The following is a 21,943-nucleotide window of genomic DNA, read 5'->3' on the forward strand; positions in this document are numbered from 1 at the left end:
GCGATGTTATTTGGGTTTGCCCGGAGGAACAAGCCATGCCGGAACTACCGGAGGTCGAGGTCTGTCGGCGCGGGCTCCAGCCCGAGCTCACCGGGGAGCGGATTCTCGGCGCCATTGCGCGCTCGCCACGCCTGCGTCTGCCGCTGCCGGCGACGCTTGGCGACACTCTCGCGGGACAACAGGTAGTCGCGGTAAGGCGGCGCGGCAAGTACCTGTTGCTCGACTGCCGCGGCGGCGTGGAGGACGGCTGCCTGATCATCCATCTCGGGATGTCGGGAAACCTGCGCTTTGTGGCGAACGACAAGACTCCGGGCAAACACGACCACGTCGACATACTCTTTGCGCGCCAGACGCTGCGCCTGGCCGACCCCAGGCGGTTCGGCGTCGTACTGTGGCAGGCCGTGGGCGAAGTGCCCCATCCGCTGCTGGCGGCGCTCGGCATCGAGCCGCTGACCGACGAATTTACCGGCGACTGGCTGTTCGCCGCGACGCGGCGGCGCGCCGGGCCGATCAAGCCGGTGCTGATGGACAGCCATCTGGTGGTCGGCATCGGCAACATCTATGCCGCCGAGAGTCTGTTCCACGCCGGCATTTCGCCCTTGCACGCGGCCAACCGGATCAGCCGCGAACGCTATGGGCGGCTGGTAGCGGCGATCCGCCAGACGCTCACCGACGCCATCGCGGCGGGCGGCAGCAGCATTCGCGATTATGTGCACAGCGATGGTGGTGCCGGATGCTTTCAGGTCGAATGCGCGGTCTACGGCCGCGCCGGCGAGCCCTGTCGCCGCTGTGCGGGTGTCATCCACCAGGTTCGCCAGGGCGGCAGGTCGACCTTCTACTGTCCTTCCTGCCAATATTGACAATGGCACGCAAGTCCATGTTTTCGTGATAGATTGCGGCCTATACCGCTATCGGTGACCATCATGACACTTGCTCTTCAGATTGCCGCTTATACCGAGTGGCGCTCGCGCCTGTCTGTCAACGTTCGCGAGTTCCAGGGCTGGTTGTCGGAGAATGACCTGTCGGACGCGCAGACCGATCTGCGGCTATCCCAGCTTCTCGAGCGCCTGCGCGAGGATCGCCTGAACGTGGCGTTCGTCGCCGAGTTCTCGCGCGGCAAGTCGGAACTGATCAACGCCATCTTCTTCGCCGACTTCGGCAACCGCATCCTGCCGTCGTCGGCCGGACGCACGACCATGTGCCCGACCGAACTTCTCTACGACCCCCAAAAGGCGCCGTGTATCGAGTTGCTGCCGATCCAGACACGGGCCACCAATGCCAGCGTGGGCGAATACCGGCGTTACCCGAAGGAGTGGTTCGCGATCCCGCTCGATATCGAGTCGGCGGAAGTGATGCAGGAGGGGCTGCGTCATGTCAGCGAAACCATCAGGGTCTCACCGGAGGAAGCCGGACGCCTCGGCTTCGAGGTCGGCGACGCGGCGAGCGAACTTTACCGGATTGGCGCGGACGGCCTGGTCGAGGTGCCACGCTGGCGCCATGCGGTGATCAACTTTCCGCATCCGCTGCTCAAGCAGGGTCTGGTCATCCTCGACACGCCAGGCCTCAATGCCATCGGCGCCGAACCGGAACTGACCCTGTCGCTGCTGCCCAACGCGCACGCCGTTCTCTTCATTCTCGCCGCCGATACCGGGGTAACGCAGTCGGACCTGACCATCTGGCGGGAACACATCAATTCCGGCGGCAGCGCCAAGCGCGGCCGCGTGGTCGTGCTGAACAAGATCGACGGCCAGTGGGACGAACTGAAGACAAAAGCCGAGATCGAGGGCGAGATCGGCCGCCAGGTAGCTTCCTGCGCGGCCATTCTCGACTTGCCGGAGCGCCAGGTTTTTCCGGTGTCGGCGCAGAAGGGGCTGGTCGCCAAGATCCATGGCGACGCGGCGTTGCTTGAGCGGAGCCGCCTGCCGATCCTCGAGGCAGCGCTGTCCGGGGAGCTGATTCCCGCCAAACAAGACATTGTCCGCGACAATACCGAGAGCGAATTCGGCGAAGTCAGTCTGCGCGTACGCGGCCTGCTCGAGTCGCGACTTGCGGGGTTGCGCGAGCAACTGACTGAACTGACCGAACTGCGCGGCAAGAACAAGGGCGTTGTCGAGTACATGATGGGCAAGGTACGTGCCGAAAAGGTCGAATTCGAGTCCGGCCTGCAGCGCTACTACGCGGTTCGCAGCGTCTTTTCGTCGCTGACCAACAATCTGTTCGGCCATCTCGGCCTCGATGCGCTGCGTCATTTGACCTACGAAACCCGAACGGCCATGGTCGAGGCGAATTTTTCGCGGACACTTTCCGAGGCGATGGGCCATTTTTTCGGCCGCTCGCGTTACGCACTGGCGCGGTCGACCGGCGAAATCGGCGAAATTCAGAACATGATGGAGGCGATATACAAGAAGTTTTTGGTCGAGCATGGCCTCAAGCTCGGCACGCTGGCATCCTTTTCGCTGCTGCACTGCGAAAAGGAACTGGATCGCCTGGAAGCCTGGTGTGACAGCCACCTCAACTCGATGCGCAGCCTGCTTACCACCGACAAGAAACACCTCACGCAAAAATTCTTCGAAGAGGTCGCTGTGCAGGTACGGCGAGCCTTCGAGCGAGCCAACAAGGATGCCGAAACCTGGCTGCGAGCGATCATGGCGCCGATGGAAACCCAGGTTCGCGAGCACCAGATCCAGCTCAAGCGACGCCTCGAAAGCATAAAGCGCATCCACCAGGCGACGGATACGCTGGAAGACCGCATCCGCGAGCTGGAAAGCATTGAGGAGGATCTGTTGCGGCAGATCCATGCCCTGGAAGACGTGGTCGGCCGGGTGCACGAACTGCTATTGCCGCAGGAGGCTCGGCTCAAAGCCGCCTGATTCCTGCCACCAGGGCCAATAACAAGGAACCCGAAAACTTCGGGTTCCTATGAGCCAAATTCAGGAGCGCTTGTTGCCGGTCAGCTTTTCGTACTTGACCCAGAGCATGTCTTCGCTTTCGACATGCGCCGGATCCTTGGGGATGCAATCGACCGGGCAGACCTGCACGCACTGCGGCTCATCGTAGTGCCCGACGCACTCGGTGCATTTATTGGGGTCGATCTCGTAGATTTCCGAACCCTGAGAAATTGCCTCGTTCGGGCATTCGGGTTCGCAGACGTCGCAGTTGATGCATTCGTCGGTGATGAGCAAGGACATTGCCGTTCTTCCTTTCAGTTAACTGAAGCTGTTGCCCGTAGGCGTTTATCTACACAAGGTTGCACAAATTTGCTGACGTCGCCGCCGAGGCGCGCGATCTCACGCACCATGGATGCCGAGATGAACATGTGCTGCTCGCCCGGGGTCAGGAATACTGTTTCGACCTCGGGATAGACGCTGCGGTTCATTCCGGCCATCTGAAATTCGTATTCGAAGTCCGAGACCGCGCGCAGGCCGCGGACGATGACCTTGGCGCCCTGTTCGTGCACAAAGTGCATGAGCAGCGTGTTGAAGCCGATGATCTCGACGTTATCCAGGTCGCCTAGGACTTCCACCGCCATTTCGACACGGTCGGCAAGCGGAAAGCGCGGTTGCTTGGACGGGCTCTCGGCGATCGCCAGGACCAGCCTGTCGAAAAGTGTGGCCGCCCGGCGGACCAGGTCTTCGTGGCCGCGGGTGATCGGGTCGAAAGTGCCCGGGTAAATCGCTACACGATGATTGAGTTTGCTCAAACTGCTTTCCGCCGCATTAACTGAAAGTGGACTTCGCCAGCCTTGCCGTGACGCACCGTGCGCCAATCGCCCAGTGCCTCGATTTCATGTTCCGCCTCGATGTAGATCGCGGCATCTTCGTTCGCAACGCCGGAAAGAAGCGGCTCCAAGCGGCCGATCCAGCCTTTTTTGAAAGGTGGATCGAGGAAGACGAGATCAAATTTTGACTTCGTCGAGGACAGATATTGTAGCGCATCCGCGCGCCTGATCTCCACTTCGGGCGGGTTGCCGAGCATTTTTGCCGATTCGTTCAGGGCCGCCAGGACCTTCGCCGCCGCTTCGATCATGACCACCCGCGCCGCGCCGCGCGATGCCGCCTCGAAGCCCAGCGCACCGCTGCCGGCGAACAGATCGAGGCAATGCTCGCCGTCGAGTGCCTGGCCAAGCCAGTTAAACAGCGTTTCACGCACCCGGTCCGGCGTCGGGCGCAGGCCCTCGCTGTCATGAAAGCGCAAGACCCGGCGCCGGTAGCGGCCGCCGATGATGCGCAGCGAATTCAATCGGCGGCGACCGTCACGGTCATCAGGTCTGCGGGCCGAATATGGCGCGAAAATGCCTGTTTTACGGCGTCGACCGTAACGGCCCGAACATTTTCCTGATAGTGGTCGAGGTAGTCGAGCGGCAGGCCGTAGAAGCCGATCACGGCAACATTGGCGAGAATCTTCTTGTTGCTGTCGAGGCGCAGCGGGAAGCTGCCGGTCAGGTTGGCGATCGCCGCTGCCAGTTCTTCCTCGGTCGGCCCTTGCTTCAGGAAGCCGTCGAGCACGTCGCGGGTCACCGCGATCGCGTCTTTCGCCTGCGAGCGCTTGGTCTGCAGGCTGATCTGGAACGGCCCGGTCTGGCGCAACGGGTTGAAATAACTGGAAACGCTGTAGGCGTAACCGCGCTTGTCGCGCACTTCCTTCATCAACCGCGAAACGAAGCCGCCGCCGCCGAGCGAATAGTTGCCGACCATCAGCGGGAAGAAATCCGGATTGCCGCGCTCGATCGCCGGCAGGCCGATATGGATGTGCGCCTGGGTGGCCGGGTGCTCGAGTTTGACCGTCTTGCCGGGAGCGATTTTGGGCGCCGGCGGCAGCGTGGCGGCTGTACCCTTCGGCAGCCCGGCGGCAATCGCTTCGGCGATCTTTTCCGCCTCGCTGCGGCTGATGTCGCCGACCAGCGCAATGCTGGCATTGGCTGCCGTGAAATAGCGGGCATGGAAGGCCACGAGGTCGTCGCGGTTCAGGCTGGCGACCGATTCCGGCGTCGCTTGCCGGCCGTAGGGGTGGTCCGGGTACATTGCTGCCCAGAACGCCTTGCTGGCGATGCTGTCGGGGCGGGTCATCGCCTCCTTGAGCGCCAGGATAGTGCGCGCCTTCTCGCGCTCGAAAATCGCCGCGTCGAAGCGCGGGGCCTGGAGCACGTTGCGCAGTACGGCGAGGGCGACGTCGCGCTTTTCCGGAGCCGACAGCGTGCGGACGGAGAGACTGGCGCGGTCGGTGTCGGTGCTGCCGCCCAGCGCGGCGCCGATGTCGGCCATCTCCTCGGCGATCGCCGTCTCGTCGAGCTTGCCGGCGCCGAGATCGAGCGCGCCGCAGGTCAGCGACGCGGTGCCGGATTTGCCCGGCGGGTCAAACATCGAGCCAGCGGCGAAATCGACCTGCACGTCGAGGATGGGCAGAGCATGGCTTTCAACGAAATAGACGCGGGCACCGCTCGGCGTCACCCAGTTTTCGATCTTGATTCCGGCCAGCGCGGAATTTGCCGCGAGCAGGACGACGATTGCGGTCAACAGCTTTTTCATGGGGATTTTTCTTGTCCTAGTGGCGTGAGGCGACGGCAGCGGTGCGCGGCTTGCGGTCGAGCGGTTGCGGATCGAGGATACCGATGGTCAGCGTGTCGTCGATGAAATATTTTTTCGCCGCCGCCTGCACTTCGGCGGCGCTGACCTGCTGTAACTTTTCCAGCATGCGGTCAAGCTTCTGGTACGGAATGCCGGCCGATTCAGCCTGGCCGATTTCCATCGCCTGGCCGAACATCGAGTCAAGCTTGTAGACCTGTGCAGCGACCAGTTGTGCGCGGGCGCGCTTGAGTTCCGGCTCGCTGACACCGTCCTGCTGGATGCGTTTGATTTCGGCGCGCAACGCGGCTTGCAGGTCGGCGATAGTCTTGCCCGCCGACGGACTGCCATAGAGGTAGATCATGCCCGGACCGCGCGCGCTGTTGTCATAGTCGATGCCGACCGACAGTGCCACCTTGTCCTCGCGCACCAGCTTCTTGTTGAAGCGCGCGGCGTCGTGGCCATCGAGGATGGCAGCCAGCATCTGCAGCGCGTAGGGATCGCTGTCCTTGTCGACATCGCGCAGGACCGGCGCCTTGTAGCCCATGACCAAGACCGGCAGTTCGGCCGGTGCCTTGACCGTGACCTGGCGCGTGCCATCCTGGACCGGCTCGGTCAGTGTCTTGCGCGGCGGTAGCGGGCGTCCTTCGAGAACGCCGTAGTATTTCTCGGCCAGCGCGAAAACTTCTTTGTGATCGACATCGCCGACGACCAGCAGGAAGGCGTTGTTCGGTACGTACCACATGTCGTACCAGGCCTTGGCGTCGGCGGCGCTCATGCTCTCGAGATCACTCATCCAGCCGATGATCGGGCGCCGATAGGGATGGACCTGGAAAGCGACGGCATTCATCTGTTCAAACAGGCGCGCCTGCGGGTTGTCGTCGGTACGCATGCGGCGCTCTTCCATGACCACCTTGATCTCCTGCGCAAATTCCTTGGGGTCGACGTTCAGATGGCGCATGCGGTCGGCTTCGAGCTGCATCATCTCGGCCAGCTTTTCCTTTGGTACCTGCTGGAAGTAGGCGGTGTAGTCGCGGCTGGTGAAGGCGTTGTCGCGCCCGCCGGCAGCGGCGACACGCTTGTTGAACTCGCCGGGGCCGACGCTCGGCGTACCCTTGAACATCATGTGTTCAAGCACATGGGCGACGCCTGAGGCGCCGTCGACCTCGTCCATGCTGCCAATGCGGTACCAGACCATCTGGGCGACGGTCGGGGCGCGGTGGTCTTCCTTGACGATGACGCGCAGGCCGTTGCTGAGCGTCGTTTCGAATGGATTGGCCAGGGCTGCGGTGAATAGTCCGGGGAGCAGCAGAACAAAGGTGAAGAGGTGACGCATACGCATGGGTAACTGGGCTTTCTGCTAGAATCAACAAGGAAAATCATATTCATCCAGGCGGCATCTTATCGGTTTGCCACCTGCCTGTCAGCTTGGCTTCAGACCACAATTCTCATGTTCAGTTTCGTCAAGAAATCCGAAAGCGAAGCGGCACCCGCCACTCCAGCCGCTCCCGCCGACACAGTCGCCACACCCAAATGGCGTGAGCGTCTGTTTAAGGGCCTCGCCAAGACGCGCGCCCAATGGGGCGGAAGGCTCAAGACCATCTTCTCGCGCGGCAAGGTCGACGACCAGTTTCTCGAGGAACTGGAAACCCTGCTGCTGACCAGCGACGTCGGGATCGAGGCAACCATGCGCCTGCTCGACGATCTGAAGATTGCCGCCGAGTACGACAAGCTCGATACGCCGGAAGGCATCCAGAGGGCGCTCGCCAATATTCTCAGCGCAACCCTGAAGCCGCTCGAGAAGCCCCTCGATGTCAGCGGCCACAAGCCGTTCGTGATCATGATCGCCGGCGTCAACGGGGCCGGCAAGACGACCTCGATCGGCAAGCTGGCCAAGTATTACCAGAACCAGGGCAAGAGCGTGCTGCTCGCCGCCGGCGACACTTTCCGCGCCGCCGCCCGTGAGCAACTGGAAACCTGGGGGCGGCGCAACAACGTGGCGGTCATCGCCCAGGACAAGGGCGATCCGGCGGCTGTCGTCTTCGATGCCATCCTGGCCGCCAAGGCGCGCGGCATCGATATCGTGCTGGCCGACACGGCAGGGCGCCTGCCGACGCAACTGCACCTGATGGAAGAAATCGCCAAGGTGCGGCGCGTCATCCAGAAGATCGATCCGACCGCTCCCCACGAGACACTGCTGGTGCTCGACGCCAACATCGGGCAGAACGCGTTGCAGCAGGTCAGGGCGTTCGACAAGGCCATCCGTGTCAGCGGGCTGGTCCTGACCAAGCTCGACGGCAGCGCCAAGGGCGGCGTCGTCATGGGGATCGCTCACGAGTGCCCGAAGCCGATCCGCTTCATCGGTGTCGGTGAGCAGATCGACGACCTGCGCCCGTTCTCGGCGAGGGACTTCGTCGACGCGCTGTTCGAATGATTGTCGCCAGCCAACTCGGCAAGCGTTATCCGGGCGGCTACGAGGCCATCAAGGATGTGAGCTTCACCATCGAGGACGGGCAGATGGTCCTCATCACCGGCCATTCCGGCGCCGGCAAGTCGACGCTGGTCAAGCTGATTGCCGCCATCGAGCTCCCGACCTCGGGAAGCCTCGTGGTCAATGGCCAGAACCTGTCGGCCTTGCGACGCAGCGCCATTCCCTACCTGCGCCGGCATTTCGGCATGGTCTTCCAGGACCAGAAACTGCTGTTCGACCGCAGCGCGCTCAATAACGTCATGCTGCCGCTGCAGATCGTCGGGCTGTCGCGGCGGAAGGCAATCCGCCGCGCCCAGGCCGCGCTTGACAAGGTTGGCCTGCTGGCACGCGAAAAGGCGATGCCGATCGCGCTCTCCGGCGGTGAGCAACAGCGCCTGGCGATCGCCCGCGCCGTCGTCAACCGCCCGGCGGTTGTCCTCGCCGACGAGCCGACCGGCAACCTCGACATCGATTCGGCAAACGACATCATAGGGATTTTCGCCGACTTTCACCGGGTCGGCGTCACGGTCGTCGTCGCTACCCACGATCAGCACTGGATCGAGCGTTATCACCCGAATGTCCTGTGCCTCGATCACGGGAGGCTCTCGTGAACGCCTGGCTGTCGCAGCATGGGGCGGCGCTGGCTTCGGCCTTCCGTCGCTTGTGGTCGGCGCCGCTCAATACCCTGCTTTCGCTGCTTGTCATGGGGATCGTCCTGACTCTGCCCGCCTTCGGCTACGTGCTGCTCGACAACCTGCGCGATCTCGGGCGCAACATTTCAGGCGTGCAGCAGATCAGCCTGTTCATGAGCCTCGATGCCAGCAGGAAGGAGGTCGCCGAAATCGAGAACCAGCTCAAGCAGGCGGCGACCGGCACATGGCGCTTCGTGCCGAAGGAAGAGGCGCTGAAACACATGCAGGCCAACGAAGGCATGGCCGAAATCGTCGCCAGCCTGCCGCGCAATCCGCTGCCCGACGCCTTCATCGTCGAGCCGACCAACACGGAGCCGGCGGCTCTTGAGATACTGCGCAAGGAGATCGCCGGCTGGCCCAATGTTGCGCATGTCCAGCTCGATTCCGCCTGGGTCAAGCGCTTCGATGCCTTTCTGCGTATCGCGAGGCTCGCCCTGTGGATGCTTGCCGGCATCTTCGCCGCCGGCCTGATCGCCGTCACCTTCAACACTATCCGCCTGCAGGTCATGGCGCAGGCCGCCGAGATCGAGGTGGCGCGCATGATCGGCGCGACCGACACCTTCATCCGCCGTCCCTTTTATTATTTCGGCGCCCTGCAGGGCGTGCTCGGCGGACTGCTTGCCGCCGCCCTGGTCGTCGGTGCGTTGAGGCTGCTGGCGGGGCCGGCCGGCGAACTGGCAGCGCTTTATGGCACCAGCTTCGCCCTGCGTCTGCCCGTTCCCGCTGAGGTTGCCGCACTGGCGGGGATCGGCGCTGTCCTCGGCTGGCTGGGAGCGCAACTGTCGGTCAGCCTCTCGCTGCGAAAGTTTGACTAGCACCAGCCGCCGCGATTTCCTGCGTGCGGTCGGCGCCGCCACCCTCGCCGGTTGCGCGCCAGCCGGCAAGCCGCCGCTGCCGCCCGGCGAGCTGCTCGGCATGAACCATGTGCTGGGCCATCGGCTGCGCGGCAGCGGCTTTCCAGCGCCCAGCGAAACCCGCCGGACGGGTGTCGTGATCGTCGGCGGCGGCGTTTCCGGGCTGTCGGCTGCCTGGAAACTGGCGCAGGCCGGGGTCGATGATTTTCTGGTCCTCGACATGGAAAGCGAACCGGGCGGTAATTCACGGGCCGGGCAGAGTCCGCTCGTCGCTTATCCGTGGGGCGCCCATTACCTGCCGCTGCCGACGCAAGAAGCGGCTCACGTACGCGAGCTGCTCGCCGAACTTGGCGTACTGCACGGTGACCCTGGCGCCGCCAGGCCGACTTACGAGGAGCGCTTCCTGTGCGCGACGCCGCAGGAACGCGTTTTCCGCAACGGCCTGTGGGACGATGGCCTACTGCCGCATCGTGGCGTCGATGCCGGCGAACGCGAGCAACAGCGCCGCTTCCAGGAACGCATGGACGAACTGAAAAATTCGCGCGGCAAGGATGGCCGGCGTCTCTTCGCTATTCCGATGGAATTCTCCAGCCGCGATCCCGAATGGCTGGCGCTCGACCGCATTCCGTTCGCTCGCTGGCTGAAGGAAAATGGCTTCACCGCGCCCAGCGTGCTCTGGCTGGCCAACTACGCGACGCGCGACGATTACGGCACCGCCAGCGACCAGACCTCGGCCTGGGCCGGTCTGCACTACTTCGCCTGCCGCACCGGCGCGGCGGCCAATGCTGCCAATGACGTAGTGCTCACGGCACCGGAAGGCAATGCCTGGCTGGTGCGTGGTCTGGCCCGGCATGCCGAGGGGCGCATCCTGACCGACGCTCTAGTCTGGCGCATCGGGGAAGGAAAAGCGAATGTTGCGGTCGACGTCCTTTTTGGCGCAAAAGCAGTGCGCATCGAAGCGCGGCAAGTGATCTGGGCGGCGCCCGCCTTCCTCCTCCCGCGCGTTTGGCCTGGGTTGCCGGACGAACTGAAGGCGGCGGCGCTGGCCGGCGACTACGCGCCGTGGCTGACCGCCAACTTGCATTTATCCGATTTCCCGGAAGAACGCCATGGCGCGCCGCCGGCCTGGGACAGCGTGCTTTACGATAGCCCCGGTCTCGGCTACGTGGTGGCGACCCACCAGTTGATCCGCAGGCATCTGTCGGGAACCGTCTTCACCTACTACCGCGCCTTGAGCGAGGTCACGCCCACCGAAGGCCGCCGCCTGCTGCTCGAAAGGCCGCGCGCAACCTGGGCCGAGGGCATCCTCGGCGAACTCGAACGGGTGCACCCCAACATCCGCAAGCTGACCACCCGCCTCGACATCTTCCGCAATGGCCACGCCATGCGCCGCCCGACCCCTGGCAGCCTGTGGGGCGGTCAACGCGAAAAACTGGTCAATTTCCGCCATCCGCGCATCGCTCTGGCGCATGCCGATCTTTCCGGATTTTCGCTGTTCGAGGAGGCGCAGTATCGTGGAGTGCGAGCAGCGGAACGCATTCTCTTATCGGCGGACAAGGGTGGCTCCTGATTTAGCTGGCCCCAACCTGGTTGTTGATCGGGAGCGGCCTGATTACAATCGACAGCGCTGCGGCTGATATTTTCATGGCCGGGTGCCGCGTCCGTTGCGACTGGTCGGAAGTTGCTCCGGAAATCGAATCTGGTCCGATAGAGGGGATGGGCTATGCGCAAGATCGTTTGGTTGCTGCTTGCAGCCGTCGCGTCGTTCGCCGCGGTTGCGGACGAAGATGGCACGAGGTTCTCGGGAGAGGAGCTGAAGACCCTGGTAACCGGGGCGACGGTGGAACATGTCACGAAGTCCGGCAGCCTGCGGCGCTGGAAGAACGACGCGGACGGGTCTTTCATGGTGACCACAGACAACAAGAAGTATGGGAACGCGTTGGGGCAACAATCCGTTACGAGGCCCGGAACGTGGTTGATCAATGACGGAGGGAAATACTGCGTCGAGTTCGATTGGCAGAAGCGCGAACCCGAGAAGTGGTGCGCTTTTATCATCAAGGGCGCCGATGGCGGCTATTACCTGAATTCCGTCGATCCAGCCCGGAAGATCAAATTCAGCAAGTGAGCGACACCACTTCCTGTCTTCAGTAGAGCAGAAGGTTTCCCCGCATGGTGTTCCAGGCAGTCTCATCGGGCGTCACCGTTGCGTCAAGCTGGTCGCTGCCGGAGTTGACGCTGTCCACCCATTCGCGCAGCAGCGGCGAGCCGTTGATCAGGTCGATGGCCAGCCGGTCATGCTCGTATTCGTAGGCGAAATCGCGCCACAGCGGGTAATCCGGATACAGGCGGCGGATGGCCTTGAAGGCGAGCGCCTGCAGGCGCCAGGGACGGAAGGTGGCGTGGTCGTAGGCGGGGTCGTCGACGTGAATCTGTAAGCCGTTGCACAGCTTGCCGGCGTGCTTGTGGAAAGTCGGCTCGAACCAGATTTCGCGCAGTTTGCAACCCGTGAGCCAGTGCGGCGCGAACGCCTGCATTTCGGCGAGCACGGCGTGGGCGTCGAGGTCCGGGGCGCCGAAGATTTCCAGCGGGCGGGTCGTGCCGCGCCCTTCGCTCAATGTCGTGCCTTCGAGCATCACGGTACCGGCGTAGGCGCGGGCCATCGACAGGTTGGGGGCGTTCGGGCTCGGGTTGATCCAGGTGCGCTCGCCGAGCGGCCAGCCATAGCCGGGCGCGGCAGCGGGCTGCCAGCCCTGCATTTCGATGACACGGTAGTCGACATCCAGCTTGAGTGTGCTGATGAACCATTGCCCGAGTTCGCCCATGGTCAGGCCGTGGCGCATCGGCATGGCGCCGGCGCCGACAAAGCTCTCCCAGCCATCGCGCAGGGTCAGGCCTTCGACCGGGCGCCCAGCCGGGTTCGGGCGGTCGAGGACCCAGACGGTTTTTCCATGTTCAGCGGCAACTTCCAGAACGTAGCGCAGCGTGGTGATGAAAGTGTAGATGCGGCAGCCGAGGTCCTGCAGATCGACGAGCAGCACGTCGAAAGTGTCCATCATCGCGGCGCTCGGCCGACGTACTTTGCCGTAGAGGCTGAAGACCGGGATCCCATGCTGCGGGTCGAGGAAGTCCGGCGATTCGACCATGTTGTCCTGCTTGTCTCCGCGCAGCCCGTGCTGCGGGCCGAAGGCGGCGCTCAGCTTGAGGTCGGGCAGGGCAGCCAGTGCGTCAAGCGAGTGGGTAAGGTCAGCGGTCACCGAGGCCGGGTGGGCAAGCAGGGCGATGCGCTTGCCGGCCAGCGGGCGGCGCAGGGCGGGTTCGGTCAGCAGGCGGTCGATGCCGAAGCGGATGGGACGGGTCATGGCGTGGGTCTTTGCAGCGTCAGCGAAAAGCTCTGACGGAGATGGAAATCGGGCTGCGGCGCGCAGTGGGTCAGCGCCCAGTAGCTTTTGCCGCCGTCGCCGGCTTCGATGACGGCGCTCAGCCCGATGTCGAAAATGGCACCAGGCGGCAGCAGTTCGGGGGCAAGCAGAGCGTCGAGTTGAAAGCCGTCAGCGAAACGCCGGAACGTGGATTGCGGCGCAGCGGGCGGAATGAAGGAAAAATCGCGCGCGCGGCAGCCGGTAAAGCGATAGTTTGCCCATTGCCCCGACGGAGAGAAATTGAATTCGCGGTAATCCATCCCGTCGGCCGTGGCAATGAATGCTTCGAGGCAGGTGTGTCGCCACAACTCGTCGGCGGCTGCCGGCGGCGCGGGTTCGGGAATGCGGATGTTGCCGGGATCACCGAAAAGACGATAACTGACCGCCAGGCCACCGCTTTCAGCCAGCCGCGCGCTGGCTTCAACGGTCTGGACGAACGCGCAAGGGCCCGCAGGATGGCAATACAGCGAGTGTTTCATGGCGGCGGGCAAAGTCGGTTTGGGGCAGGTAGGCATCGCAGGCGGTACTTTACCTGTTCGGGCCGCCGACCGCCGCATACCGAGAGCACTCTCTACGGGCACGCTTGCCCTTCAAAACCAGCTAAATCGCCGGCTTGCCCTTGGTCACCGAGGTCTTTTGCGGTAATTTACCGCCTTTGCGGTCCACAGATCAGGGAGAGAAAAAATGATACCGCTGCGCATCAACCTCGAACCGGAAGAAATCCCCACCCACTGGTACAACGTGGCGGCCGACCTGACCAATCCGCCGGCGCCGCCGCTGGCGCCGGATGGCAGCGTCGTAACACCAGAGCAGATGAATGCAATTTTCCCGATGCCGATCCTCGAGCAGGAGATGTCGGCTGAGCGCTGGATCGTGATCCCCGAGGAAGTGCGCCAGATTTACGGCCTCTGGCGGCCATCTCCGCTTTGCCGGGCGCTGCGCCTGGAACAGGCGCTCGGGACGCCGGCCAAGCTGTTCTACAAGTACGAAGGCGTGTCGCCGGCCGGTTCGCACAAGCCGAATTCGGCCGTACCGCAGGCCTATTTCAACAAGCTCGCCGGCACCAAGCGGCTGACCACGGAAACCGGCGCCGGCCAATGGGGCTCGTCGATCGCCTTTGCCGGCCAGATGTTCGGCCTGCCGGTGCGCGTCTTCATGGTCAAGGTCAGCTACGAACAGAAGCCTTTCCGCCGCTCGATGATGCAGACCTGGGGCGCCGAAGTCTTCGCCAGCCCGTCCAATCTGACCAACGCCGGTCGCGCCGCGCTGGCTGCCGATCCGAACAACGAGGGCTCGCTCGGCCTGGCGATTTCGGAAGCAGTCGAGGAGGCAGCAGCCGAACTTGGCACCTGCTACACGCTCGGTTCGGTGCTCAATCACGTGCTGCTGCACCAGACGGTGATCGGCCAGGAGGCCAAGAAGCAGTTCGAGAAAATCGGCCTCTACCCGGATGTGATCTTCGGCCCCTGCGGCGGCGGTTCCAGCTTCGGCGGCATTGCTTTCCCTTTCCTCGCCGACAAGGCGGCCGGCGACAAGCGCGCGGCTAACCTGCGCTGCGTCGCGGTCGAGCCGACTTCCTGTCCGACGTTGACCAAGGGCGCCTACGCCTACGATTACGGCGACGTGTCCGGCTACACGCCGATCATGCAAATGTATACGCTTGGTCACGACTTCATGCCACCCGGCATCCACGCCGGCGGTCTGCGCTACCACGGCGCTTCGCCGCTGCTTTCGCAACTGCTGCACGAAGGCGTGATCGAGGCGCTGGCCGTGCCGCAGGTTGGTACCTTCGAGGCTGGCGTGCAGTTTGCCCGCGCTGAAGGCATCATCCCGGCGCCAGAATCCTGCCACGGCATCCGTGCCGCGATCGACGAGGCGCTGCGCTGCAAGGCGACTGGCGAGGCCAAGACCATCCTGTTCAACCTGACCGGCCACGGTCATTTCGACATGGCTTCCTACGACCGCTACCTGTCCGGCAAACTCGAGGACTACGAGTATCCGGTTGAGGCCATCAGCGAATCCTTGAAGCACCTGCCCAAGGTTGGTTGAGCGCTTGAGAGTTCCTGTCTTCCTGCTGATTCTCGCCAACCTGCTGCTCTATGCGTTTGCCGGCGGCTATTTCGGCCGCCCCGAGAGCCCGGATGCCGGTCGTGTCGGGCAGCAGCTGGCGGCCGATCGCGTGCGCATTGTCGGGTATGGAGAGAAGCCGCCGGCCAAGGGAAACGGCGAAAGGCGGTATGCCGATGCAGCGCGTGCGGAGCCAGAGGAGTTGTGCCTGCTCTGGGAACATCTGCCGGCTGCCGAGGCTGATCAACTGGCGTCGGCGTTGGTGGAGAAGTTCGCTGGCGTCCGGGTCGAACGCCGCGCCGTCGCGGCCGAGGGGGCCGGCGCTTGGGTGATTGTGCCGCCTCAGGGCGGCAAGGCCGAGGCGGAGCGGAAGGTTGCCGAGATGAAGGAACTCGGTGTCAAAGACCTGTTCATTGTCCAGGAAGCCGGTTCCAACCAGTTTGCCATTTCGCTGGGGGTATTCTCGACCGAGAAAAGCGTGCAGGATCGTCTCGCGGAATTGAGGGCCAAGGGGATCAAGTCGGCCAGGCTCATGCCGCGTCCGGGCAGGGAACCGCATTTCGAGGTCGAGGCACGCGTGCCGCTGGCGAAGAAGGATGAAGTCCAGGACTTCGCCACGAGTATCGTCAAGAAATCAACGGCGCAGACCTGCAAGTGAGCAATTTCGTCGTCGGACTGACCGGGGGAATCGGCAGCGGCAAGAGCGCCGCTGCCGATTGTTTCGCCACTCATGGTATCGATGTCGTCGATACCGATGCCGTCGCCCACGAACTGACCACCACCGACGGTGCCGCAATGCCGGCATTGCGCGCCGAGTTCGGTCGAGACGTCGCAGCCGTCGATGGCTCCCTCGACCGGAGCCGAATGCGCCGGCGGGCCTTTGCCGACCCGGCGGTCCGGCTTCGGCTGGAGGGGATCCTGCATCCGATGATTCGCGAACTCGCCGGCGAACGCTGTCGCAGGGCAGTTTCGCCCTACGTGATTCTGGCCGTCCCGCTTCTGGTCGAGTCCGGAACCTATCGCGAACGCTGCGACCGCATTGTCGTGGTCGACTGCCCGGAAAGCCTGCAAATCAGCCGTGTCATCGCGCGCAACGGGCTTGCGGAGGGGGAAGTCCGCGCCATCCTGGCGACCCAGGCTTCGCGTGAGCAACGTCTGGCGGTCGCTGACGACGTGCTTGCCAACGACAGCGATCTCATCACCCTCAAGGTGCGGGTTGCCAATCTGCACCAGCGCTATCTGGACCTTTCGTCGCAGAAAGCTCAAGTAAAGTGTTGAGATTTGGCTGCAAATGACTCAGAATTAGGGTAATTCCCCGTTCTTCAAAGCCCCAAGCCGCGTGATAACCTACGAATATCCCTTCAACGAGCGCATCCGCACATTGCTGCGACTCGAGGATCTATTCGAAAAGACGGCGTACTTCACCGAGAGCGACGGGCAACTGGAGCATCACACGGCGCTCGTCACCCTGTTTGAAATTGTTGAAACCGCAGGTCGCGCCGACCTCAAAATGGACCTCATCCAGGAACTCGAGCGCCAGCGCCAGACCCTGCTGGCCTTTCGCAACAATCCGGAAATTTCCGAAGAGGCTCTCTCGGGAGCCTTGTACGAGATCGAGTCGTCTTCGGCCGCCCTGCTTTCCATGGCGGGCAAGATCGGTCAGTACCTGCGCGAAAATGACTGGCTGATGAGCATCAAGAGCCGAGCCGCAATCCCCGGCGGCGTCTGCGAGTTCGATCTGCCGTCCTATCACTGGTGGCTGCACCGGTCGCCCGGAATCAGGCGCGAGGGGATCTTCAAGTGGACCAGGCCCTTGCTGCCACTGCGCGACGCGACCACCATCGTTTTGCGCCTGCTGCGCTCGAGTGGACGGCTGAAGCAGCACACTGCGGTCAACGGCCAGTTCCAGCTCAATCTGGGCGGTACGGCGGCGCAGATGGTGCGCGTCGATATCGGTATCGAAGAGCCTGCGGTGCCGGAAGTGAGCGCCAACAAGTATTTCCTCAATATCCGCTTCACCCGCCCGCCCGCCGGCGAACTCAAGGCCAAGATTACCGAGCGCGACGTGCCCTTTGCGCTGACCTTCTGTAACCTTTGACGGCCGTACGCAAGGTGCGCTGCCCGCAGTGCGGCGGGGAATCCATCTGGGCGCCAGAAAATCCGTGGCGACCCTTCTGTTCGGAACGCTGCAAGCAGATCGACCTCGGCTGCTGGGCATCCGATTCCTACCGGATCCCGGTCCAGGATGAGAAGAGCGAACCAGGCAGCGAAGTGCCCGACGCTGGTGCCAGCGCCTGAATCAATGGCGCTACCAGCCGCGCATGAGCGCGATGCCATGCGCACCATGCTCCTGACCGATGGCAAGCATTCCGTTTTTCATCCCGCCGAGCGCGAACACCGGTAGCGGAGTACCGGTGATCAGCCGCGCGAACTCGGCCCAGCCAAGACCTGTTGCTTCGGGATGCGTTGGCGTTGGCAGCACTGGGCCGAGCAGCGCGTAGTCGAGGCCCAGTTCAGCAGCCCGGCGCAGTTCGTCCGCGCCGTGACAGGAGGCGCCGACCCAGGTGAAATCCGGTCGCCGCATGCTCGCGGCCAGGCCCGCCGATGACAGGTGCAACCCGTCCGCGCCGATGCGCCGGGCGATGTCTTCGTCGTCGTTGATCAGCACCAGCGCGCCGCGCTGCCCGGCGATACGCCTGACCGCTTCGGCAAACCACAGGCGCTGGGCGAAAAGCCAGCCCTTGTCACGCACCTGGATCAAGCGCAGGCCCGTGTCCAGAGCCTCTTCCAGCCGTTCGAGCTGGCGCTCGACGCCTTCGCTCTCGCCCATCGTGATGGCCATCGCCGTTGGCAGTGCCAGCGCCTTGAGGATAGTCTCATTGGCTGGCAGGATCGGCGTCACGCTGACCGGTTTTCCGCATTTTTGCCAGTCGACCGCGCTATGTTCGAGCGGCGCCGTGATGCCGATTTCGCCATCCCAGGCGGTAACGCGCCAGAAGTGCAGGCGGACGGTCGCGTGCGGGTAGGTGAAGACGCGGGTCAGCCACGGCGAACAGGCTCTGACCGAAATGCCGAGTTCCTCGCGCAGCTCGCGGACAAGCGCCGCGCGCACCGTTTCGCCGGGCTCGACCTTGCCACCGGGAAACTCCCAGTAGCCGGCATAAACCTTATCCGCCGGGCGCTGGGCGAGGAGGAACTCGCTGCCATCCGCACGCAATATAACGGCGGCGGCAACCTCGATGACCGCGTTCACTTCGACTTTTTCCGCGCCGACTTTTCGTGGCCGGCGAGGTCGCGGGCGAATTGCCAGGCGACACGGCCGCTGCGTGAACCGCGGCCGAGCGCCCAGTTCAACGCGTCGCGCTCGCAACTGGCGATCCTGCCCGCGCTGACCCCGAAATGGCGCAGCCAGTGCTTGACGATATCCAGGTAGTCGTCCTGGCTGAACGGGTAGAACGAAATCCACAGGCCGAAGCGCTCCGAAAGCGAAATCTTCTCCTCGGTTGCCTCGCCGGGGTGAATCTCGTCATTGACGCGGGTGGTATCGAGATTCTCGGCGAAGTACTCGGGCATCAGGTGGCGGCGGTTCGACGTCGCGTAGATCAGGACGTTGTCCGGTGGGGCGGCAATCGAGCCGTCGAGGATCGACTTCAGCGCCTTGTACGCCGATTCACCCGCCTCGAACGAGAGGTCGTCACAGAAGATGATGAAGCGCTCGGGGCGGCCCTCGAGCAGATCGACGATATCCGGCAGGTCGACCAGATCGTCCTTGTCTACTTCGATCAGGCGCAGCCCCTTGCCGGAGAACTCATTCAGCACGGCCTTGACCAGCGAGGATTTGCCCGAGCCGCGCGTGCCGGTGAGCAGCACGTTGTTGGCCGGCTGGCCGGCGACGAACTGGCGTGTGTTGGCAACGACGCGTGTCTTCTGATCGTTGATGTTGGTGAGGTCGGCGAGGCGGATCGGATGTGGATGACGCACCGCCTGCAGCCAGCCGCGCCCGTTGCGCGCGCGCCAGCGGAGGGCGATCGCGGTCTCCCAGTCGGGTGGCGAGTTAGCCGGCGGGAGGCTGGCTTCGATCTGGCCGAGGACAGCTTCGGCTCGGCTCAGGAGGCGTTCGAGTTGCGGGATGTTGGGCATGGTGGAGTTTATACTTCGCGGTGAATTTGCGAACTCTAACGAAACCCATGCGAAAAATCCAAACCACAGCGCTTCTTGCCTCGTTATTCCTTGCCGCATGCGCGGGAACACCGCCCAGCGAAACGCCCCAGGAATGCAAACCGTGCCCCGCGTGTGTGGCTTGCCCGCCGGTGGTATCCGGCCCGATCCCGCCGCGTCCGGCGCCAGTTCCGACGCCGCCTCCGGCGGGTCCCTTCGCGCGAACGCTGCAGCCGGCGAAATGGTCTGATCTCCCCGGCTGGAGCGAAGATGATCAGGCTGCTGCCTGGCCTGCCTTCATTGCGAGTTGCCGTGGCATCGCCGGCAAGCCGCACGGCCCGAACTGGAAGCGCGTCTGCGATCTGGCGCGGGCGGCCGACGGCAAGCCGGGCCATGATCCACGACGTTTCTTCGAGAGTCAGCTCAAGCCGTATGCGATTCAGGCGGCCGACGGCAATGCGACAGGGCTCGTCACTGGCTACTACGAACCGCTGCTGCGTGGCAGCCGGGTGCGTGCCAAGGGCTATGAGCAGCCGGTACGCGGCGTCCCGGACGACCTATTGACCATCGATCTTGGGAACGTCTTTCCGGAACTGAAAGACAAGCGGGTGCGCGGCCGGCTCGAAGGCAAAAAGATCCTGCCCTACTGGTCGCGCGCCGAGATCGTCGCGCGTGGCGACAAGGTGCCGGCACGCACACTGCTCTATGTGGACGATCCCATTGAACTCTTCTTTCTGCAGGTGCAGGGCTCCGGGCGCGTCGGGCTGCCGGACGGCACGACGGTCCGCCTCAACTACGCCGACCAGAACGGCTATCCGTATCAATCGATCGGCCGTGTGCTGGTCGATCGTGGCGAACTGAAACTCGAGGAGGCATCGATGCAGGGCATCCAGGCGTGGGCGCGGGCCAACCCCGGGCGCCTGGACGAATTGCTGAATTCAAACCCGAGCTATGTCTTTTTCCGCGAAGCGCCGAACAGCAATGGTGGCCCGGTCGGCGCGCTGGGCGTGCCGCTGAGCGCCGAGCGCAGCATCGCCGTCGACCCGCGGTCAGTACCGCTGGGCGTGCCGGTATTTCTGGCGACGACGCGTCCCAATTCGACCAAACCGCTCAATCGTCTGATGCTGGCACAGGACACCGGCAGCGCGATCAAGGGCGCGGTGCGTGCCGACTTCTTCTGGGGCTTCGGCAAGGAAGCTGGGGAGCAGGCGGGGCGGATGAAGCAAGCAGGGCGAATGTGGGTGCTACTGCCGCCCGAGGCAGCCGCGAAATAGGAGAATCCGCACCGTTGCGAAGCGCACCGATCAGGCGGTGCACCAAAGCAGTGCGAACCGGGGCGTGCATCTGGATGCAATGCACTGATTTTCAACATTATTTGCGCACTGGAATGGTGCTTGCTTATAACCTCCGATCAATTCGTCGGGGGTTCCATGGAAGCAGTTCAATCGGGCGGCAACGTCCTCTTCATCCTGTTGGGCGCCATCATGGTGCTCGCCATGCACGCCGGTTTCGCCTTTCTCGAAGTCGGCACCGTGCGCAAGAAGAACCAGGTCAATGCGCTGGTCAAGATTTTGACCGATTTTGCGGTGTCGACCGTAGCGTATTTCTTTATCGGCTATGGCATCGCCTACGGCATCCACTTCTTCACCGGTGTCGATACGCTGATGGAGAAAAACGGCTTCGAGCTGACCCGCTTCTTCTTCCTGCTGACCTTCGCCGCGGCCATTCCGGCCATCGTATCCGGCGGCATCGCCGAGCGCGCCAAATTCTATCCGCAATTGATCGCCACCTTCCTGCTCGTCGGCTTCGTCTATCCCTTTTTTGAGGGCATCGCCTGGAACCATGCTTTTGGCATCCAGGCTTGGCTGAAAGCGAGCTTCGGCGCGGAATTCCACGACTTTGCCGGTTCCATCGTCGTCCATGCCATGGGCGGCTGGATTGCGTTGCCTGCGGTGCTGCTGCTCGGCGCCCGCTACGGGCGTTATAGCAAGGACGGCCGGATTTCCGCCCACCCACCGTCGTCGATTCCCTTCCTCGCCCTCGGCGCCTGGATTTTGACCGTCGGCTGGTTCGGATTCAACGTCATGAGCGCCCAGACGCTCGACAAGATCTCCGGCCTCGTCGCCCTCAATTCGCTGATGGCGATGGCCGGCGGCACCCTTGGAGCGCTGCTGTTCGGCAAGAACGACCCCGGCTTCGTGCACAACGGCCCTCTCGCCGGTCTGATCGCGGTCTGCGCCGGTTCCGACCTGATGCACCCGATTGGGGCGCTGGCCGTCGGTGGCATCGCCGGGGGCCTGTTCGTCTTCATGTTCACGCTGACCCAGAACCGCTGGAAAATCGACGACGTACTTGGCGTCTGGCCGCTGCACGGCCTGTGCGGCGCCTGGGGCGGCATCGCCGCCGGCATCTTCGGCAGCAAGGCTCTGGGCGGCGCCGGCGGAATTGCCTTCATGCCGCAACTGATCATGACCGGCATGGCGATCGTTGTCGCCATGATTGGTAGCCTGCTCGTCTATGGCTCGCTGAAAGCGGTGCTTGGCCTGCGCCTCGACCAAGAAGACGAATTCCGGGGTGCCGACCTCGCCATCCATAAGATAACGTCTACTCCGGAGCGCGAGCCGAACTGGTAAGCACTGTCGATAGGAAACAATTAAGGAAACGCTGATTTATTCGTCACCCCGGCGAAGGCCGGGGTCCAAATCGTTGATTTTCCTGGATT

General features: G+C 63.4%; 23 protein-coding genes. 14 read left to right on the plus strand and 9 right to left on the minus strand.

Annotated features, from left to right (window positions below; genetic code table 11):
- The first annotated feature begins 35 nt into the window (after nt 1-35).
- Nucleotides 36-860, plus strand: a complete 825-nt coding sequence (gene mutM / locus IPP03_11145; protein MBL0353174.1) for a bifunctional DNA-formamidopyrimidine glycosylase/DNA-(apurinic or apyrimidinic site) lyase — start codon at nt 36-38, stop codon at nt 858-860.
- Nucleotides 861-923: 63 nt separating this feature from the next.
- Nucleotides 924-2,870 (plus strand): dynamin family protein, encoded by a 1,947-nt coding sequence (locus IPP03_11150; GenBank protein MBL0353175.1) that lies wholly within the window; start codon nt 924-926, stop codon nt 2,868-2,870.
- Nucleotides 2,871-2,930: 60 nt separating this feature from the next.
- On the opposite strand, the gene IPP03_11155 is transcribed toward IPP03_11150, so the two are convergent.
- The 5 genes from IPP03_11155 to IPP03_11175 are packed head-to-tail and all read right to left on the minus strand — an operon-like array spanning nt 2,931 to nt 6,903.
- A complete protein-coding gene (locus IPP03_11155) occupies nt 2,931-3,188 on the minus strand; it encodes a YfhL family 4Fe-4S dicluster ferredoxin (protein ID MBL0353176.1) in 258 nt (85 codons plus the stop codon).
- 14 nt (nt 3,189-3,202) lie between these two features.
- A complete protein-coding gene (coaD, locus tag IPP03_11160) occupies nt 3,203-3,700 on the minus strand; it encodes a pantetheine-phosphate adenylyltransferase (GenBank protein ID MBL0353177.1) in 498 nt (165 codons plus the stop codon).
- On the minus strand, nt 3,697-4,239 hold the full coding sequence (rsmD, locus tag IPP03_11165; protein MBL0353178.1) for a 16S rRNA (guanine(966)-N(2))-methyltransferase RsmD: 543 nt from the start codon (nt 4,237-4,239) through the stop codon (nt 3,697-3,699). The genes coaD and rsmD overlap by 4 nt, the downstream gene beginning before the upstream one ends.
- Nucleotides 4,236-5,525 (minus strand): insulinase family protein, encoded by a 1,290-nt coding sequence (locus IPP03_11170; GenBank protein MBL0353179.1) that lies wholly within the window; start codon nt 5,523-5,525, stop codon nt 4,236-4,238. The genes rsmD and IPP03_11170 overlap by 4 nt, the downstream gene beginning before the upstream one ends.
- A gap of 16 nt (nt 5,526-5,541) precedes the next feature.
- Nucleotides 5,542-6,903: an insulinase family protein gene (locus IPP03_11175; GenBank protein ID MBL0353180.1), complete on the minus strand. Its 1,362-nt coding sequence runs from the start codon at nt 6,901-6,903 to the stop codon at nt 5,542-5,544.
- A 108-nt stretch (nt 6,904-7,011) separates the two neighbouring features.
- On the opposite strand from IPP03_11175, the gene ftsY reads away from it, so the two are divergent.
- The 5 genes from ftsY to IPP03_11200 all read left to right on the plus strand — a co-directional run bounded on the left by ftsY (nt 7,012) and on the right by IPP03_11200 (nt 11,702).
- On the plus strand, nt 7,012-7,995 hold the full coding sequence (gene ftsY, locus IPP03_11180) for a signal recognition particle-docking protein FtsY (protein ID MBL0353181.1): 984 nt from the start codon (nt 7,012-7,014) through the stop codon (nt 7,993-7,995).
- Nucleotides 7,992-8,642, plus strand: coding sequence for an ATP-binding cassette domain-containing protein (locus IPP03_11185; protein ID MBL0353182.1), 651 nt, complete (start codon nt 7,992-7,994; stop codon nt 8,640-8,642). The genes ftsY and IPP03_11185 overlap by 4 nt, the downstream gene beginning before the upstream one ends.
- Nucleotides 8,639-9,538: an ABC transporter permease gene (locus IPP03_11190; GenBank protein MBL0353183.1), complete on the plus strand. Its 900-nt coding sequence runs from the start codon at nt 8,639-8,641 to the stop codon at nt 9,536-9,538. The genes IPP03_11185 and IPP03_11190 overlap by 4 nt, the downstream gene beginning before the upstream one ends.
- Nucleotides 9,531-11,147, plus strand: a complete 1,617-nt coding sequence (locus tag IPP03_11195; GenBank protein ID MBL0353184.1) for an FAD-dependent oxidoreductase — start codon at nt 9,531-9,533, stop codon at nt 11,145-11,147. The genes IPP03_11190 and IPP03_11195 overlap by 8 nt, the downstream gene beginning before the upstream one ends.
- Before the next feature lie 153 nt (nt 11,148-11,300).
- Nucleotides 11,301-11,702, plus strand: a complete 402-nt coding sequence (locus IPP03_11200) for a DUF995 domain-containing protein (protein MBL0353185.1) — start codon at nt 11,301-11,303, stop codon at nt 11,700-11,702.
- A gap of 19 nt (nt 11,703-11,721) precedes the next feature.
- On the opposite strand, the gene IPP03_11205 is transcribed toward IPP03_11200, so the two are convergent.
- Nucleotides 11,722-12,936, minus strand: coding sequence for a DUF1343 domain-containing protein (locus IPP03_11205; protein ID MBL0353186.1), 1,215 nt, complete (start codon nt 12,934-12,936; stop codon nt 11,722-11,724).
- A complete protein-coding gene (locus IPP03_11210) occupies nt 12,933-13,511 on the minus strand; it encodes a DOMON-like domain-containing protein (GenBank protein MBL0353187.1) in 579 nt (192 codons plus the stop codon). The genes IPP03_11205 and IPP03_11210 overlap by 4 nt, the downstream gene beginning before the upstream one ends.
- A gap of 169 nt (nt 13,512-13,680) precedes the next feature.
- Between IPP03_11210 and IPP03_11215 the strand changes: the two genes are divergently transcribed.
- The 5 genes from IPP03_11215 (at nt 13,681) to IPP03_11235 (ending at nt 17,361) form a co-directional block, all read left to right on the plus strand.
- Nucleotides 13,681-15,045: a TrpB-like pyridoxal phosphate-dependent enzyme gene (locus tag IPP03_11215; protein ID MBL0353188.1), complete on the plus strand. Its 1,365-nt coding sequence runs from the start codon at nt 13,681-13,683 to the stop codon at nt 15,043-15,045.
- Nucleotides 15,046-15,049: 4 nt separating this feature from the next.
- The gene (locus tag IPP03_11220; protein ID MBL0353189.1) at nt 15,050-15,721 is read left to right on the plus strand and encodes an SPOR domain-containing protein; all 672 of its coding nucleotides are present in this window, start codon (nt 15,050-15,052) and stop codon (nt 15,719-15,721) included.
- Nucleotides 15,718-16,341, plus strand: coding sequence for a dephospho-CoA kinase (locus IPP03_11225; protein MBL0353190.1), 624 nt, complete (start codon nt 15,718-15,720; stop codon nt 16,339-16,341). The genes IPP03_11220 and IPP03_11225 overlap by 4 nt, the downstream gene beginning before the upstream one ends.
- Before the next feature lie 61 nt (nt 16,342-16,402).
- The gene (gene zapD / locus IPP03_11230) at nt 16,403-17,161 is read left to right on the plus strand and encodes a cell division protein ZapD (GenBank protein MBL0353191.1); all 759 of its coding nucleotides are present in this window, start codon (nt 16,403-16,405) and stop codon (nt 17,159-17,161) included.
- Complete coding sequence (locus IPP03_11235) at nt 17,158-17,361, plus strand: DNA gyrase inhibitor YacG (GenBank protein MBL0353192.1); 204 nt, start codon at nt 17,158-17,160, stop codon at nt 17,359-17,361. Before zapD ends, IPP03_11235 begins: the two co-directional genes overlap by 4 nt.
- 10 nt (nt 17,362-17,371) lie before the next feature.
- Here IPP03_11235 and IPP03_11240 read toward each other — a convergent pair whose 3' ends face one another.
- Together IPP03_11240 and IPP03_11245 are read right to left on the minus strand one after the other, a co-directional pair.
- Complete coding sequence (locus IPP03_11240) at nt 17,372-18,316, minus strand: Nudix family hydrolase (protein ID MBL0353193.1); 945 nt, start codon at nt 18,314-18,316, stop codon at nt 17,372-17,374.
- Nucleotides 18,313-19,203: an ATP-binding protein gene (locus tag IPP03_11245; GenBank protein MBL0353194.1), complete on the minus strand. Its 891-nt coding sequence runs from the start codon at nt 19,201-19,203 to the stop codon at nt 18,313-18,315. Before IPP03_11245 ends, IPP03_11240 begins: the two co-directional genes overlap by 4 nt.
- Nucleotides 19,204-19,250: 47 nt before the next feature.
- On the opposite strand from IPP03_11245, the gene IPP03_11250 reads away from it, so the two are divergent.
- Together IPP03_11250 and IPP03_11255 are read left to right on the plus strand one after the other, a co-directional pair.
- Nucleotides 19,251-20,495, plus strand: a complete 1,245-nt coding sequence (locus tag IPP03_11250) for a murein transglycosylase A (GenBank protein ID MBL0353195.1) — start codon at nt 19,251-19,253, stop codon at nt 20,493-20,495.
- A gap of 156 nt (nt 20,496-20,651) precedes the next feature.
- Complete coding sequence (locus IPP03_11255; protein ID MBL0353196.1) at nt 20,652-21,854, plus strand: ammonium transporter; 1,203 nt, start codon at nt 20,652-20,654, stop codon at nt 21,852-21,854.
- Nucleotides 21,855-21,943: the final 89 nt, after the last annotated feature.

The organism is Candidatus Dechloromonas phosphoritropha (assembly GCA_016722705.1).
Lineage (GTDB): Bacteria > Pseudomonadota > Gammaproteobacteria > Burkholderiales > Rhodocyclaceae > Azonexus > Azonexus phosphoritrophus.